The organism is Caulobacter segnis (genome assembly GCF_023935105.1).
In the GTDB taxonomy this organism is placed as follows: domain Bacteria; phylum Pseudomonadota; class Alphaproteobacteria; order Caulobacterales; family Caulobacteraceae; genus Caulobacter; species Caulobacter segnis_B.
On sequence record NZ_CP096040.1, the window covers coordinates 3394375 to 3409357 of the forward strand.

A 14983-nucleotide genomic window follows, 5' to 3' on the forward strand; every position below is an offset into this window, starting at 1 on the left:
GGAAAGCGGCCCGCCGGTGCGACATCGGATCGCACGACTGGGTTGCGTCGCTGTTTCAGAAGTGAAATCTGACCGTGACGGGGGCGTGACAGGAACATCGAATGGAAAATGTCCAGAACACCGTCCCAGGGACCACGGCCCAAGGCGACCTCGACACCCCGCGCGGCGCGGCTCCGCGTATCCTGATCGTCGATGACGATCCGGGCATCCGCGACGTCGTCTCCGACTTCCTCACGCGCCACGGCTACGCGGTGGAGACCGCCCAGGACGCCCGCACCATGGAGCAGGTCCTGGCGCGCGGCCCGATCGACCTGATCGTGCTGGACGTCATGCTGCCCGGCGAGGACGGCCTGGCCATCTGCCGCCGCCTGTCCGCCGCCAGCGACGGTCCGGCGATCATCATGCTCTCGGCCATGGGCGAGGAAACCGACCGCATCGTCGGCCTGGAGCTGGGCGCCGACGACTACCTGCCCAAGCCCTGCAATCCCCGCGAGCTGCTGGCCCGCGTCCGCGCCGTGCTGCGCCGCCGCCAGGAGCCCCGCGCCGTCGACGACGCCATGGGCGCGGCCTGCGAGTTCGCCGGCTGGCGCCTGGACTTGGTGCGCCGCGAACTGCGCTCGCCCCAGTCGGTGGTCGTCAATCTGTCCAGCGGCGAGTTCTCGTTGCTGCGCGCCTTCGTCGAGCGCCCGCAGCGGGTGCTGACCCGCGACCAGCTGCTGGACCTGGCCCGCGGTCGCGACAGCGACGCCTACGACCGCGCCATAGACGTCCAGATCAGCCGCCTGCGCCGCAAGCTGGACGATGGCGGCGGCAGCGAGCTGATCCGCACGATCCGCAGCGAAGGCTACATGTTCACCGCCAAGGTCGTCCGCACCCCATGACTCCGTTCCGGCGCGGCGCGCCGCTGTTCGTCCAGGCGCTGGGCCTCGTCATCGTCACCCTGGTGGCGGCCCAGCTGATCTCGATCGCGGTCATCTTCAACCTGCCGCCGCCGCCGCCCGAATTCTATCGCGCCAGCGAGATCGCGCGGGCCATCAAGTCGGGCCAGCCGGTGCAGCCGCGCGACGGTCGCCTGCTGGTGGTCAAGCGCCACGGCTCGGTCCGCGCCATCGGTCCCGACAGTCCGCGCCGGACGGATTTCAAGAGCGAGATCAGCCGGGCGATCGACGTCCCCATCGGCCGGGTGGAGCTGCAGATCGACAACGGTCCGCGCTTCTTCGTCCGCCGGACGCCAGTGACGCCGCCGAAAGCGCGCGACGATGGCCCGCGCACCGGGCCGCCGCGCGAACCCTTCGCCCGGGGTCCTGGCGGCCCCGACGGTCCGCCCCGGGGCAAGGACGAGCCGCTGATCTTCGGCGACTTCAAGCTGGGCGTACGCCAGAGCGACGGCCACTGGCTGGTGGTCGAGCCCAAGCCGACCTTCCGCTTCGACAGCTGGCAACAGCGCGTCCTGCTGATCCTCTTGCTTTCGGTCGCCGCCGTCACGCCGCTGGCGTGGCTGTTCGCCCGCCGCCTGGCCCAGCCGATCACGGCCTTCGCCGACGCCGCCGAGCGGCTGGGCAAGGATCCGCGCACGCCGCCGCTGAACATCTCGGGGTCCGGCGAGGTGGTGGCCGCCGCCACCGCCTTCAACAACATGCAGGAACGCCTGCGCCGCTACGTCGAGGACCGCACGGCCATGGTCGGGGCCATCGCCCATGACCTGCGCACGCCGCTGACCCGCCTGAAGTTCCGCATCGAGGCCACGCCCGACGACGTTCGCGCCAAGCTGGCCGCCGACATCGACCAGATGGAGGCGATGATCTCGGCGACCCTGGGTTTCGTGCGCGACACCAGCCGCCCGGCCGAACGCACCCGGCTGGAGCTGTCCTCTCTGCTGGAAAGCGTGATGGACGAAGCGGCGGAAACCGGTCGCGACGCCACCGTCGAACAGGCCGAGAAGGTGATCATCGAGGGCGACCCCATCGGCCTGAAGCGCATGGTCTCCAACCTGGTCGAAAACGCCCTGAAGTACGGCGGCGCGGCGCGTGGCCGGGTCTATGCCGAGGACGGCATGGCGATCGTCGAGATCGACGACAATGGTCCGGGCGTATCCACGGGGGAATTGGAGCGGGTGTTCGAGCCGTTCTATCGCGGCGAGCCCTCGCGCAACCGCGAGACGGGCGGCATCGGCCTGGGCCTGGCGGTCGTCCGCTCGCTGGCCCGCGCCCACGGCGGCGACGTCACGCTGCACAATCTCCCCAGCGGCGGCCTGCGCGCCTGCGTTCGGCTTCCGGCCTGATCCTGGCCGCGAGGCACGCCCGCGATATCCGACGGCAAGCTTCGGGCGGCCATTGCGGCGGAACGGCGGCGATTGTTGCCGCGCCGCAAGGCCCAGGGCCGCGCCTGACATCGCGCGGCAATCCGGCCACGCTTCAAAGCGGGACTGCTTGGAGATCCCCGCGCATGAAACTTCGCTCGCTCGGCCTGACCGCCGTCCTCTCCGCCACCCTCGCCGCCTGCGCCAGCGGGCCGCCGGACGGTCCTGGCGGGCCGGGTGGTCCCGGCGGACACGGCGGTCCTCCGGGCGAGCATGGCCCGGGCGCGATGGGCGGCGGTCCGCAGCTGTTCATCAGTCCCGCCGGCGAGCCGTTCCGCGCCGCGCCGGGCGCGCCCTACCCCGTCCGAGCCTGGTTCGACGGCGCCGACGCCAATCACGACGGCGCGCTGAGCCGCGACGAGTTCGTGGCCGACTCCCTGCGCTTCTTCGCCGTGGTCGACACCGACAAGAACGGCGTCATCGACGGCTTCGAGGTCTCGAACTACGAGACGCGCATCGCGCCCGAGATCATCGGCCTGCCGTCGCCGGGCGGCGCGATGCGGCGCGGCCCGATGGGTCAAGGTCCCGGTGGAGATGGGGGCGACGGTGACGACGCGGCCCCGCGCCGGCGCCAGCAGGTCACCAACGTCCTGCAGGGCGCTGCCCTGTTCGGCCTGATCGCCGAGCCAGAGCCGGTGATGGCCTCGGACGGCAATTTCGACCGCCGCATCACCAAGGACGAGGCGATCAAGGCCGCCAAGACCCGCTTCGCCCTGCTCGACACCGACAAGGACGGGTTTCTGAAGTTCGAGGAGTTGCCCAAGACCCCTGCCCAGACGGGCTTCCGCCCCGGCGGCCAGGGCAAGGGTAAGGGCGGCGGCATGGGTCGCGGACGACGCGGCGGCGGTCACGGCGGCGGGATGGGCGGCGGCCGTCCGGGCTAGGCTAGCCGCCGACCAGGCTGGCGATGATGTTGATGCCCAGCGCCAGGATGGCGGTGTTGTAGAAATAGGCCGTGGCCGCATGGGCGGTGACCAGTCGGCGCAGCTTGGACGTCAGGATGCTGTTGTCGGAGACCTGGAAAGTCGCCCCCACGCTGAACGCCAGATAGGCGAAGTCCATGTAGCTGTTGGGCTGCTCGCCGGGAAACTGGATGCCGCCCTTCCTCTTGCCGTCGCCAAAGTGGCGATGGGCGTAGTGCAGGACGAACACTGACTGCAGCACCAGCCACGACAGCACCAGGGTCACCCCGGCGCAGACGGCGATGAAGGCCTTGGCCTGGCTGCTGGCGCTGCGCGCGAAGATCATGGCGTCGACCACCGCCGCCAAACTGGCGAGGATGGCGGCCAGCACGATCAGCAGCAAAACGGGCACGCCCTCGTCCTCCCGCGCGGCGCGCGAACGGACCTCGGCCTCGTCGGCCTTCAAGAATAGCCGCCACGTGGTCAGCAAATAGACACTCGCGGCGCAGTCCCAGCCCAGCAACAGGTGCGCGCCACGCGGCGCGCCCAAACATTTCGCCGCGATCCAGGCGATGATCCCAGCCGCCAAACCGGCCGCCAGACGCCAATGCGAAGCGGCGCGATCGACCATCTGCTTGGTCTTACGGGTCATTCTCACACGACTCCTCGAAGGCCGGTCTATCCCGGTGCGGCGTAATTAGTGCGATCTCATGGTGAACCGAAAGCGACTTCACTGGTTACTTCACCGGAACGCGCAGGAAACGACGCCAGTGACCGACCCAGACGCCCCGCCGCCGCCCGAGCCCAAACCGCCCGAGTACGAGCCCGGTGTCACGCCCGTCGAGGAGCCCCCTCCCTCGTCGCCGGTCGATCCAGGGGACGACCGTCCCTATGACGCCTGATCTCGCTCGTACCGCTTTGTGACCTGTCCGACTAGGAGCCCCACATGGACATCGATAGCGAACGTCCCCGCGGTCGTCGCGGTTTCGCCGCCATGGACCCGGAACGCCGCCGCGAAATCGCCAGGAAGGGCGGAGCTAGCGTGCCCAGCGAAAAGCGCAGCTTCGCCAAGGATCGCGATTTGGCGGCGAATGCTGGCCGCAAGGGCGGTTCGTCCTCGCGCGGCGGTCGCCCCGGCGATCGCGCCCTTTAGGCGATCAACGGATTAAGATCCGAGAGGCGCGCCGGTCCCGAGGTTTCGGAACCGGCGCGTTTTCGTGTGTGTGCGTGACCGGCCCGGTCAGGCCGTGAGGGCGTAGATCGCGAAGGCCGGATCCTCGCTGACCCAGCGCTGGACCAGCGTCCAGCCGGCCCGCGCGGCGATCGTCTCGAAGGCCTCGGCCGGATACTTGTAAGAGTTCTCGGTGTGGATGGTCTCGCCGGCGGCGAACCGGAAGCCATGATCGCCGACCATGACGATCTGGTCGCGGGTGCTTTCCAGATGCATCTCGACCCGGCTTTCCTGGGCGTTCCATACCGCCTTGTGCGCGAAGGCCATGGGATCGAAGGTCCCGCCCAGTTCGCGGTTGATGTGGACGAGGACGTTGCGGTTGAAGGCCGCCGTCACGCCCTGCGCGTCGTCATAGGCCGGGATCAGCACGGCGGGATCCTTGGCCACGTCCGCGCCGACGATGAACAGCGAGCCCTCGCCCAGCAGGGTCCTGGCCTGACGCAGCAGCGCCTCGGCCTCGTCCGGCGCGAAGTTGCCGATCGTCGAGCCAGGGAAGAAGCCGACGGGCGTGTGGCCCTTGGCGCCTTCGGGCAGCGCGATCGCCTTGGTGAAATCCTCGACCAGCGGCGCGACGGCCAGATCGGGATAGTCCTGGCGCAGGCTGGCGGCGGCCTCGTCCAGCGCCGTCGGGCTGATGTCGATCGGGGCGTAGACGGCGATCTGAGGCGCGGCGTCCAGCACGATGCGGGTCTTGGTGCTGGCCCCGCTGCCGAACTCGACCAAGACCGCGTCGGCGGGAATGCGCTGGGCGATCTCCGGCGCGATCTGGCGCAGCAGCGCCGTCTCGGTGCGGGTCAGGTAGTATTCCGGCAGTTCGCAGATCGCCTCGAACAGGCGCGAGCCCTCGGCGTCGTAGAAGTACTTGGCCGGCAGGGTCTTGGGACTGGCCGACAGGCCGGCGATCACCTCGCCCAGGAAGGTGTTCTCGGGCGTCACCTCGGCCAGGCGGTCGTCGTCCGCGAGTCGCAGGCCGGCGAACATCCAGCGGCTGCCGGGATGGAAGAAGTTGCGATAGGTCGCCCGCGTGTGGCCTGGCGGCGTGGCCTCGCAGCCGCCGCGCAGCGTCATCTGGCTGACCATGAACTTGCCATTGTACTCGCCCAGCGCGCCCGGCCCCGGGCGGAAGCCTGGATAGGCGCCGTAGGCGCTGGCGGTCCATTGCCAGGCCGCGCCATAGAGTTGGCGAAGGGCCGTCATGCCGGTGGCCGTGGCCGCGGCCTCCCACTCCGCCTCGGTCGGCAGGCGGCGGCCCGCCCAGGCGGCGTAGGCGGCGGCCTCGTAATAGCTGAGATGGACGACCGGCGCGTTCGGGTCGACCGGATGGCGACCGCGCAGGGTCATGGTGGTCCACGCGCCGCTTTCGTCACGCCGCCAGTAGCCGGGCGCTTCCCAGCCCTCCTCCTTGACCTTGGCCCAGCCCTCGGAGAGCCAAAGATCGGCGCGGCCATAGCCGCCGGCCTCGATGAAGGCCAGCCACTCGCCGTTGGTCACCAGACGATCAGCCAGGCGGAACGGGGCGACGTAGGTCTTGTGGCGCGGACGCTCGTTGTCGAACGCGAAGATGCTGGCGCAGGCTCCGATCTCGACCAGGCCGCCGGCGAAGCGGTGAAAACGTTGCGGCCCCGCGTCCGGCCGCGGCGCAGCGGCGCCGGGCTGATAGGCCGGGCTCAGCGGCGACTGGGCGAACAGGTGCAGGATGTCCATCAGGATCAGCTCCTGGTGCTGCTCCTCATGCGCCAGCCCCAGGTCCATGCGCTCGCGGATTTCGGGCGTCAGCGGTCCTTCCAGGAGGCGCGCCATGGCCGCGTCGACATGGGCGCGATAGGCGCCCACGTCCTGCGTCGACGGCCGGGTCAGCAGCCCGCGTTGCGGACGCGGCTGCCGAGGACCCACGGCCTCGTAGTACGAGTTGAACAGATAGCCGTAGCTGGCGTCGTAGACCGCGTAGCCCGGCAGAAAGGGCGTCAGCAGGAAGGTCTCGAAGAACCAGGTCGTATGGCCCCGGTGCCATTTGGTCGGACTGGCGTCCGGCATGGACTGGGCCGCCTGGTCCTCGGGCGACAGGGGCGCGGCCAGGACCTCGGTCCGGCGCCGCACGCGGCGATAGCGGTCGGCCAGCGCGTCGACCGACGCGTCCAGGAGTTCCATTACGGGCAGATCGTCCGGGGTCATGGGCCCTCCTGGTCGAGCGGGACCGTGGTTCAGTCCGAGCGACGACAACGTCTCCGGAACTTCGGTGTTCCGATCCCCGGTTGCAAGCCGGGCCGTCACGCCTTGCTGCCACGTTGTGTCAGGAGCCCGCTCGCAAGGTTCGCGATCAAAATAACCCGATTTGAGTTTTCAGGCCCCGTCGCGCTGGAGGGCGGCCGTTCGCGACAACGTCTCACTATCGGAGGACGTCGGTTGCCCCTTACCGCCGACGGGCCTGCCGGTCGGAGAATTGAGCAGCTCCGACCGGCCATCCCACCCTTTTCCAGACCATCCAGGCCTTCAGATCCCCAGCCGCCTAGGCGCGCCATGCGGCGACGACGCTGGTCGCGTCGGTCAGGATCGCGGTGTTCAGGTCCAGCGTCTTCAGCGCCACCGCATGCAGATCGGGCTCATAGGCCGCGCAGGCGTCGACGGCGACGAAGACATGATAGTCGTGGTTGAACGCGTCTCGCGCCGTGCTGTCGACGCAGCACTCGGTGGTCAGGCCCGCCAGCAACAGGGTGTCGACGCCCATCCCCTTCAACACCGCATCGATGTCCGTGTCCCAGAAGGGGCTGTAGCGCGTCTTTCGAAAGACCGGCTCGCCCGGCGCGGGGCGAGGACCGACGAAGGCGCTGCCCGGCGAACCCGCACGACACAGCGCCGGCCCCTCGTCCGGATCGAGGCCTCGGCGACGGCTGCGCTCGTTCCAGACGGCGGAGTCGCTCTCGTCCGTGGTGAGGAGACCCACGAACACCACCGGAACCCCGCCCCCGCGCGCCGCCTCGACGAGCCGCTCGGCCGCCACCAAGGCCGCCGGCACGGTCGAGAGGTCCAGGCCCCATTGGCCGGACAGGCCTTCCGGCGAGGCGAAGTCGACCTGCATGTCGATGATCACAAGCGCCGTGCGCTGGGGCGCGATCCAGGTCTCCAGGCTCACGCGAACACCGACCGCAGCGCCGGCAGGATCTCGTCGCCGAACATCGCCAGGCCTTCCACATAGTCGGGGAAGATCAGCATCAGCCCGTCCAGCTCGCAGTCGGTCATGAACGCCTCGACCTTCTCGCGGCAGGTGGCCGGCGAGCCGACGATCGTCTCGGTCATGAACGCGCCCTGCTTCTCGGCCACGGCCTGCAGACGGTCGGCGGGCACGCCCCAGTTGGCCAGCATGGCCAGTATCGCGCCGATGTCCGCCCCCTCGGCGTAACGGCGCATCAGCGCCTCGGCCCCGGCGTCGCTCTCGGCGTGGACGATCGTGCACATGGCGTAGGTGCGGATCGTCTTGCCCAGGTCACGCGCCAGCGCCTTGGCCCGGCGGGAGGCTTCGCGGTGGTCTTCGCGCGAGCGGCCGCCGATGAAGCAGGCGTCGGCCTCGCGCACCGAAAACTGGAAGCCCCGATCGCTCATGCCCGCGCAGATCAGCTCCGGGCGGGGCCTGGACAGCGGCTTGGGCTTGGACTGGCAGTCCCTCATCGTGAAGTACTTGCCGGCGAAGTCGACGCTGTCCTCGGACCACAGGCGCTTGACGATGGTCGTCCACTCCTCGGCCAGGCCATAGCGGTCGTCGTGGGACAGCGAATCGTCCCAGGCGCTCATCTGGTCGAACTCGGCCTTGTAGGCGCCGGCCACGATGTTCAGCCCCGCCCGGCCGCCGCTGATATGGTCGAGGGTGGCGATCATCTTGGCCGCCACGGCCGGATTCTGCAGCAGCGGGTGCACCGTGGCCCAGATGCGGACGGTCTTGGTCGCTTCGGCGATGGCCGCCATCAGAGTCACCGACTCGAGCGAGGTTCCCCAGTGGTCGGTCTCGCCGCCGAAACCCCGGAACTTGCCCATCGACATCACGAAATCCATGCCGACCTGGTCGGCCTTGATCGCCGCCGCGCGGTTCTGGGCGTAGAGGCCATCCAGCGTGGGCGTGGTCCTGGAAACGATCCAGCCGCCGTTGGCCACGGGCAGAAAGACGCCGAAATCCTTGTGTTGCGAGGGTCTGTGGAACATGTCGCGGATCCTATCACGGCGCCAACGCGAGGATCACGCGCTTCGCGTGAGCGGACAACCGCACTTGAAGCGGCGTCAACCACCGCCATCTGCAAGCCACTTATCCGCGCCAGGATCCCGCACCGGAAAACAAAGGCCTTGGGCGAAAGGCGACGTAGGACTATCCATTCCCCAAATGCTCACCCAGACCGATGGCGTCTCCGCCGTCCCCCTCGTTGAAAGCGCCGCGGAACGGGCCCGCAATCGTCGCCGGGCGCCGGTCCGTCGACTGCGCCTGGTCCTGGCCGTCTTCGCGATCGGCATCGGCGTGGCCGTGGTCGGCCAGGCCTCGCTGCGCAGCTTCGCCTCGAACAAGACCCAGACCCAGGCGGCCAACACGCCCCTGCTGCTGAACAAGCCGCGCTTCACCGGCGTGCTGAAGGATGGCCGCGCGTTCCTGATCACCGCCGACAACGCCGAGCGCGACGCCAAGGACCAGAACCTGGTGCGCCTGACCACGCCCGTGCTGGTGCGCGGCTACGGCGCGCCCAATCCCAGCCAGGCGACGGCCAAGACGGGGATCTACCGCGAAGCCGAACACACGCTGCTGTTGACCGACGACGTGAAGATCACCAGCGCCGAGGGCTACGACTTCGACGCCCCCCGGGCCCTGATCGACATGCGCACGGGCGAGGTCAGCGGCGACTCCGGCATCGCGGGCAACGGCCCCAAGGGCAGCACCCAGGCCAACAGCTACAACGTCACCGACAAGGGCGACCGCGTCGTGCTGAACGGCCGCGTCCGCACCCGGCTGGAGCGGCAGCGCTGACGTGGCCGCCGCCAAACGCGTCTGCTTCCTCTATATCGCGCAACACCATCAGGTCTGGCACAGCCTGTCGGTGGCCGTCGCCATGGCTCGACGCTGGCCGGCCATCAAGGTCGAGATCGCCGCGACCACGCCTGAGCTGATCGACTATGTCGCCGGCCTGATCGCCGAGCTGGGCGGCGCGCCGATCACGCTGGTCCTGCTGCCTCCGGCCTGGCTGCGCCGCCTGGGTGGCGGCGGCGCTCCGCCCAAGACGCCGATGCTGATCGCCAACGCGCTGCGCCTGGCGCGTTACGACGCGGTGATCACACCCGAGCGGACCACCGCCCTGCTCCGTCGCATCGGCGTCCGCCATCCGCTGCTGGTCTACACCCAGCACGGCGCCGGCGACCGCGAGGGCCCGTTCGAGCCGCGCCTGAAGCTGTTCGACCTGGTCATGGCCGCCGGCCGCAAGCAGCGCGACCGGATGCTGAGCGAGGGCTGGGTCACCGAAGAGACCTGCGCCATGGTCGGCTACCCCAAGTTCGATCTGGTCGACGAGCTGCCGCCCCGGGCCCTGCCGCGCTTCGAGCGCCCGGGCCCTGTGGTGCTGTACAACCCCCACTTCCACGCCGAGCTCGGCTCCTGGCCCAAGTGGGGCAAGCAGGTGCTGGAGTTCTTCGCGGCCAACGACCGCTACAACCTGATCTTCGCCCCACACATCCGCCTGTTCGAAACCGCCACCATGGACGAACGCGCGGCCTTCAAGGTGTTCGCCGAGAACCCGCGCATCCATGTCGACCTGGGCGGGCCGGCGGCGGCGGACATGACCTATACCAAGGCCGCCGACCTCTATCTGGGCGACGTCTCCAGCCAGGTCTACGAGTTCCTGCGCACGCCCAAGCCGTGCCTCTTCCTCAACGCCAGCGGCGCCCGCTGGCGCGGCGATCCCAGCTTTCACCACTGGCTCTACGGTCCGGTGCTGGAGACGGTCGAAGCGCTGGGCGAAGGGCTGGACGGCGCCTTCGCCACCCATGGTGACTATCGCGAAGCCCAGGCCCAGGGCATCGCCGAAACCTTCGACGTCAGCAACATCCCCGCCTCGGTGCGCGCGGCCCGCGCCATCGTCGACAAGTTGGAAAGCGCGGCATGAGCGACGCCGCGCCGCCAGATCTCGCGCCCCCAGGGACCAAGCCCGTCTCGCCGCTCAAGAAGGTGCTGGCCAACGCCGGCCAACTGCTGAGCGGGCGCGTGGTCAACGCGGTGGTGGGGCTGGCCTATATCGCCCTCACCTACCGCAGCCTGGGCAAGGAAGCCGCCGGCGTGCTGGTGCTGATCAACGCCTTCGCCCAGTTCCTGGGGGAGGCCGCGCACTTCCAGTCGTGGCAGACCCTGATCACCTATGGCGCCGCGCCGCTGCTGGACGACGACAAGCGCCGCTTCCAGCAGGTGCTGCGCCTGTCGATGCTTCTGGACCTGATCAGCGGCGTGCTGGGCGTGATCCTGGGCGTGCTGGGAGCCTGGTTCTTCTGGCAGGAGCTACGCTGGCCCGAGGGCACGAACGGCTACGGCGCGCTGTACGCCCTGTCGATCGGCGTAATGACCTCGGCCACTGGCGTGGGCCTGCTGCGCCTGTTCGATCGCTTCCGTTTCCTGGCCGCCGAACAGGCGATCAGCTCGTTCGTGCGCATGGTCGGCTGCGCGATCTGCGCCTTCACCCACGCGCCCCTGCCCTATTTCCTGCTGGCCTGGGCGGCCGGGACCTTCGCCTCGTTCGCCTATATCGCCGCCATCGCCTTCTGGGACCTCAAGCGGCGCGGGTTGCTGCGGGGCTTCAGCCTGATCGGACCAACCAGCCAGGACCTGCCTGGCGTCTGGCGCTTCGCCCTGGCCACCAATTTCTCCGGCACGCTGGACGTCGGCTTCACCCACGTGCTGACCATGATCGTCGGCGCGATGCTGGGCCCGGCCCAGGCCGCCTCGTGGCGGATCGGCAAGCAAGTGGCCGACGGCATGGCCAAGCCCGCGCGGCTGATGGTGCCCGCCCTCTACCCCGAACTGGCCAAGATGCGCGCCGCCGGCAGCCAGCAGGCGATGAACAAGCTGGCCGTTCAGATCGCCCTGATCGGCGGCGCGGCGGCCGGCGTCCTGCTGCTGGTCAGCCTTCTGGCGGGCTACTGGATCCTGGAAAAGGTTGTCGGTCCGGGGTATGGCGCGGCCGCCGGGGTGATGAACTGGCAGGTCGCCGCCGCCGCCATCGGGGTGATGACCCTGCCGCTCGAACCCATGCTCGTGTCGATGCGCGCGGCGGGATCGGCCTTGACCGTGCGCCTTGTCGTGGTCATCGCCTATCTCGCGGCCCTGGGACCGCTGATCAACACCTTCGGCCTGACCGGCGCGGGCGCCGCGCTGGTCGCGGCCGCTTTGGGAATGGGGATCGGCATGTATTTCATGGCGCGCCGCAGGCTCGCCCGACTCGCGGCGGAGGAAGACTCCGCGCGCACGACCAAAGACGATGAAGGCCCAAGTTATGATCACGCCCACGGCGTCTGACCGCACCGTTCGGTTCGCCGACTTCCCGACCCTGACCCAGGCCCTCGACTTCGCCGCGACAGGCGAGACGGGGATCAACCTCTATTCGCTGCGCGGCGAGCTGGTCGAGGCCATCTCCTACGCCAAGCTGCGCGAGGACGCCCAGGTGCTGGCCCGCCGCCTGCTGGCCACGGGGGCCAAGGTCGGCGACAGCGTGGCCCTGCTGGCCGAGACCGACGGCGACTTCGTCCGCGCCTTCTTCGCCTGCCAGTACGCGGGCCTCTTGCCCGCGCCGCTGGCCCTGCCGACCCCGCTGGGCGGCCGTGCGGCCTATATCGAGCAGATCAAGAACCTGACCACCTCGGCCAAGGCCAGAATTCTGATCGGCCCCGTGGGCCTCAAGGACTGGGTGGCCGAGATCGGCGAGGCCGCGGGCCTGGACTTCGCCGGCGTCCTGGCCGACCTGCCGGAAGACGCCAATGAAAATGGCGGCGCGGCCCTGCCGGCCATCGCGCCGGAAAGCCCCTGTTACCTGCAGTTCTCGTCGGGCAGCACCCGCACGCCGACGGGCGTCCTCGTTTTGCACAAGGCCCTGATGGCCAACTGCGTGGCGATCACGCGCGACGGCCTGCAGGTCGTGCCCAGCGACCGCGCCATCTCGTGGCTGCCGCTCTATCACGACATGGGCCTGATCGGCTTCCTGCTGGCCCCGCTGAGCTGCCAGATGTCGGTCGACCTGCTGCCCACCGGCGCCTTCGTCCGCCGCCCGCTGCTGTGGATCGACCTGATCTCGCGCAACAAGGCCACCACCGCCTACAGCCCCACCTTCGGCTACGAGCTTTGCGCCCGCCGGGTTCAGGGCCAGTCGCTCGAGAGCTACGATCTCAGCCACTGGCGCCAGGCCGGCCTGGGCGGCGACATGATCCGCATGCCGCCGCTGAAGGCCTTCGTCGAGGCGTTCGGCCCGGCCGGCTTCTCGGACAAGGCCTTCGTGGCCAGCTACGGCATGGCCGAGGCGACCCTGGCCCTCTCCATGGCCCCGCTGGGCAAGGGTCTGCGGGCCGAGACCCTGGACGTCGAGCGCCTGGAGCGTGACAATCTGGCCGTCGATGCGCCTGAAGGTTCGGACCGCGCCCGCGACTTCGCCCGCTGCGGCCCGGCCCTGCCCCACCACTTCCTCGACGTGCGCGACGAGAGCGGCGCCGTCCTGCCCGAGCGCGGCGTCGGCCGCATCTTCGCTAAGGGCCCCTCGGTGATGAGCGGCTATTTCGCCAATCCGGAAGAGACGGCCCGCGTGCTGTCGGCCGACGGCTGGCTGGACACCGGCGACATCGGCTTCAAGATCGAGGGCGAGATCGTCATCACCGGCCGCGCCAAGGATCTGATCATCCTGAACGGCCGCAACATCTGGCCGCAAGACCTTGAATGGACGGCGGATCACGAGATCGACGGCCTGCGTAGCGGCGACGTCTGCGCCTTCGCCATCCCCGCCGAGCCGGAAGACCAGATCGTGGTCCTGGTCCAGGCGCGCGGCGGCGACGCCGACAGCCGCGCGGCCTTGGTCGAGCAGGTCACCACCCTGCTGCGCACCCGCCACGGGGTCGAGGCCAAGGTCAAGCTGGTGGGCGCCCACGCCCTGCCGCAGACCTCGTCCGGCAAGCTGAGCCGTTCGAAGGCCAAGACCGCCTATCTGGCCGGGACCTATGGCGACTAGACGGATCGTCGCGGTCACCGGGGCGACGGGCTTCCTGGGTCGTCATCTGGTCCAGGCCCTGGCCCGGGACGGCTGGACGCCCCGCGTCCTGGTGCGCCGCGATCCGATCCATCCCCTCTGGCGCGACCTCGAGGTCGAGGTCGTCACGGGCGATCTGAAGACCCCGGGCGCGCTGGACCGTCTCTGCGGGGGCGCGGAGGTCGTCGTCCATGTGGCCGGCCTGATCAAGGCCGCCTCACTCGAGGGCTTCAACGCCGTCAACCGTGACGGCGCCCGCGCCGCCGCCCTGGCCGCCAAGGCTTCCGAAGCGCGCTTCATCCTGGTCTCCAGCCTCGCCGCCCGCGAGCCGGCGCTCTCGAACTACGCCACCAGCAAGCGCGCCGGCGAGGACGCAACGCGCGAGGCTTTTCCCGAGGCGCTGATCGTGCGGCCGCCGGCCATCTATGGCCCCGGCGACACCGAAACCCTGGCCTTGTTCGAACTGGCGGCAAAAAGCCCGATTCTGCCCGTACTTTCCCCGGACGCGCGGGTCGCTATGATCCACGTCCATGACGCAGCAGCTCAGCTTGCGAACTTGTGCAAAAACCCTGTTTCGGGTCTGGTAGAGTTATCTGATGTGCGGCGCGACGGTTACACTTGGACGGAAATCATGAGCGCCGCTGGCGCGACCATGGGCGCGAAGCCGCGCCTAGTAAGGCTTCCGGACGGCGTCCTGACACTGGCCGGAACCCTAGCGGACGCTTGGTCTTTGGCCTCCCGAACCCCCCTGGTGTTCGGTTCAGGCAAGGCCAGGGAGTTGCTTCACGCGAATTGGTCACTATCTAGCGCTCCGATGTCGGAGGGAGTACCCAGCGTGTTCGGCTTGATCGACGGGTTCGCACATACCGTCGATTGGTATCGGACACAGGGTTGGTTGCCCAAAAATATCGGCGCCTAGTTTGAATATGGCGGAAATCTGACAGACTCGCCGTTACAGTAGTGTCACGGGTGGGGCTCCCCGGAGGTTTGATTTAGAATGGATACGGTGACGGATCTCAGCTTGCGCGAGATCGGGGTGGCTGCGAGCAAGGTTCTGGGACGGCCTGTAGAGGTGCGTTCCGAGTCGCATATCGGCCGTGACCTCGCCGTGGACTCCCTTGCCCTCATGAACATCATCATGGAGCTCGAAGACACCTTCGACATCTCCATACCACTCGATCGCCTCGCTTCCGTCGAAACCGTGGGCGACCTTTCCAAACTGATCAACGATCTCCGGACTAGGGCTTAACTA

General features: G+C 68.9%; 15 protein-coding genes. 11 read left to right on the forward strand and 4 right to left on the reverse strand.

The window, feature by feature from the left end:
- Positions 1-101 precede the first annotated feature (101 nt).
- From MZV50_RS15900 to MZV50_RS15910, 3 genes are all read left to right on the forward strand, one after another.
- The gene (locus MZV50_RS15900; protein ID WP_252630265.1) at positions 102-881 is read left to right on the forward strand and encodes a response regulator; all 780 of its coding nucleotides are present in this window, start codon (positions 102-104) and stop codon (positions 879-881) included.
- Positions 878-2281: an ATP-binding protein gene (locus MZV50_RS15905; RefSeq protein WP_252630267.1), complete on the forward strand. Its 1404-nt coding sequence runs from the start codon at positions 878-880 to the stop codon at positions 2279-2281. The genes MZV50_RS15900 and MZV50_RS15905 overlap by 4 nt, the downstream gene beginning before the upstream one ends.
- A gap of 164 nt (positions 2282-2445) precedes the next feature.
- Positions 2446-3243 (forward strand): hypothetical protein, encoded by a 798-nt coding sequence (locus MZV50_RS15910; RefSeq protein WP_252630268.1) that lies wholly within the window; start codon positions 2446-2448, stop codon positions 3241-3243.
- 1 nt (position 3244) lies between these two features.
- Here MZV50_RS15910 and MZV50_RS15915 read toward each other — a convergent pair whose 3' ends face one another.
- Positions 3245-3913 carry a DUF1345 domain-containing protein gene (locus MZV50_RS15915; RefSeq protein WP_252630269.1) on the reverse strand — a complete coding sequence of 223 codons (669 nt, stop codon included), beginning with the start codon at positions 3911-3913 and terminating at the stop codon, positions 3245-3247.
- A 118-nt stretch (positions 3914-4031) separates the two neighbouring features.
- Between MZV50_RS15915 and MZV50_RS15920 the strand changes: the two genes are divergently transcribed.
- Both MZV50_RS15920 and MZV50_RS15925 read left to right on the forward strand, forming a co-directional pair.
- A complete protein-coding gene (locus MZV50_RS15920; protein ID WP_252630271.1) occupies positions 4032-4163 on the forward strand; it encodes a hypothetical protein in 132 nt (43 codons plus the stop codon).
- A gap of 44 nt (positions 4164-4207) precedes the next feature.
- Positions 4208-4414, forward strand: a complete 207-nt coding sequence (locus tag MZV50_RS15925; RefSeq protein ID WP_223390477.1) for a general stress protein — start codon at positions 4208-4210, stop codon at positions 4412-4414.
- Positions 4415-4501: 87 nt separating this feature from the next.
- On the opposite strand, the gene egtB is transcribed toward MZV50_RS15925, so the two are convergent.
- From egtB to MZV50_RS15940, 3 genes are all read right to left on the reverse strand, one after another.
- Positions 4502-6664: an ergothioneine biosynthesis protein EgtB gene (egtB, locus tag MZV50_RS15930; RefSeq protein ID WP_252630273.1), complete on the reverse strand. Its 2163-nt coding sequence runs from the start codon at positions 6662-6664 to the stop codon at positions 4502-4504.
- Positions 6665-6998: 334 nt separating this feature from the next.
- A complete protein-coding gene (locus tag MZV50_RS15935) occupies positions 6999-7622 on the reverse strand; it encodes a cysteine hydrolase family protein (RefSeq protein ID WP_252630275.1) in 624 nt (207 codons plus the stop codon).
- Complete coding sequence (locus MZV50_RS15940; RefSeq protein WP_252630276.1) at positions 7619-8683, reverse strand: LLM class flavin-dependent oxidoreductase; 1065 nt, start codon at positions 8681-8683, stop codon at positions 7619-7621. Before MZV50_RS15940 ends, MZV50_RS15935 begins: the two co-directional genes overlap by 4 nt.
- Before the next feature lie 175 nt (positions 8684-8858).
- Between MZV50_RS15940 and lptC the strand changes: the two genes are divergently transcribed.
- The 6 genes from lptC to MZV50_RS15970 all read left to right on the forward strand — a co-directional run bounded on the left by lptC (position 8859) and on the right by MZV50_RS15970 (position 14980).
- Positions 8859-9491 carry an LPS export ABC transporter periplasmic protein LptC gene (lptC, locus tag MZV50_RS15945; protein WP_252630278.1) on the forward strand — a complete coding sequence of 211 codons (633 nt, stop codon included), beginning with the start codon at positions 8859-8861 and terminating at the stop codon, positions 9489-9491.
- A gap of 1 nt (position 9492) precedes the next feature.
- Positions 9493-10620, forward strand: a complete 1128-nt coding sequence (locus tag MZV50_RS15950) for a glycerophosphotransferase (RefSeq protein WP_252630279.1) — start codon at positions 9493-9495, stop codon at positions 10618-10620.
- On the forward strand, positions 10617-12020 hold the full coding sequence (locus tag MZV50_RS15955) for a lipopolysaccharide biosynthesis protein (RefSeq protein ID WP_252630281.1): 1404 nt from the start codon (positions 10617-10619) through the stop codon (positions 12018-12020). The genes MZV50_RS15950 and MZV50_RS15955 overlap by 4 nt, the downstream gene beginning before the upstream one ends.
- Entirely contained in the window at positions 11983-13713 is a 1731-nt protein-coding gene (locus tag MZV50_RS15960; RefSeq protein ID WP_252630282.1) for a fatty acyl-AMP ligase, read from the forward strand. The genes MZV50_RS15955 and MZV50_RS15960 overlap by 38 nt, the downstream gene beginning before the upstream one ends.
- Entirely contained in the window at positions 13703-14650 is a 948-nt protein-coding gene (gene cerR / locus MZV50_RS15965; RefSeq protein ID WP_252630284.1) for a ceramide reductase, read from the forward strand. The genes MZV50_RS15960 and cerR overlap by 11 nt, the downstream gene beginning before the upstream one ends.
- Positions 14651-14728: 78 nt before the next feature.
- Entirely contained in the window at positions 14729-14980 is a 252-nt protein-coding gene (locus tag MZV50_RS15970) for an acyl carrier protein (RefSeq protein WP_252630285.1), read from the forward strand.
- The last annotated feature ends 3 nt before the right edge of the window (positions 14981-14983 follow it).

Bases quoted from the DNA above. Each gene is read 5' to 3' on its own strand.
- cerR (WP_252630284.1), top strand. From the start codon at position 13,703: ATGGCGACTAGACGGATCGTCGCGGTCACCGGGGCGACGGGCTTCCTG.
- lptC (WP_252630278.1), top strand. From the start codon at position 8,859: ATGCTCACCCAGACCGATGGCGTCTCCGCCGTCCCCCTCGTTGAAAGC.
- egtB (WP_252630273.1), bottom strand. From the start codon at position 6,664: ATGACCCCGGACGATCTGCCCGTAATGGAACTCCTGGACGCGTCGGTC.
- MZV50_RS15900 (WP_252630265.1), top strand. From the start codon at position 102: ATGGAAAATGTCCAGAACACCGTCCCAGGGACCACGGCCCAAGGCGAC.
- MZV50_RS15915 (WP_252630269.1), bottom strand. From the start codon at position 3,913: ATGACCCGTAAGACCAAGCAGATGGTCGATCGCGCCGCTTCGCATTGG.
- MZV50_RS15955 (WP_252630281.1), top strand. From the start codon at position 10,617: ATGAGCGACGCCGCGCCGCCAGATCTCGCGCCCCCAGGGACCAAGCCC.
- MZV50_RS15910 (WP_252630268.1), top strand. From the start codon at position 2,446: ATGAAACTTCGCTCGCTCGGCCTGACCGCCGTCCTCTCCGCCACCCTC.
- MZV50_RS15925 (WP_223390477.1), top strand. From the start codon at position 4,208: ATGGACATCGATAGCGAACGTCCCCGCGGTCGTCGCGGTTTCGCCGCC.
- MZV50_RS15905 (WP_252630267.1), top strand. From the start codon at position 878: ATGACTCCGTTCCGGCGCGGCGCGCCGCTGTTCGTCCAGGCGCTGGGC.
- MZV50_RS15960 (WP_252630282.1), top strand. From the start codon at position 11,983: ATGAAGGCCCAAGTTATGATCACGCCCACGGCGTCTGACCGCACCGTT.
- MZV50_RS15970 (WP_252630285.1), top strand. From the start codon at position 14,729: ATGGATACGGTGACGGATCTCAGCTTGCGCGAGATCGGGGTGGCTGCG.
- MZV50_RS15940 (WP_252630276.1), bottom strand. From the start codon at position 8,683: ATGTTCCACAGACCCTCGCAACACAAGGATTTCGGCGTCTTTCTGCCC.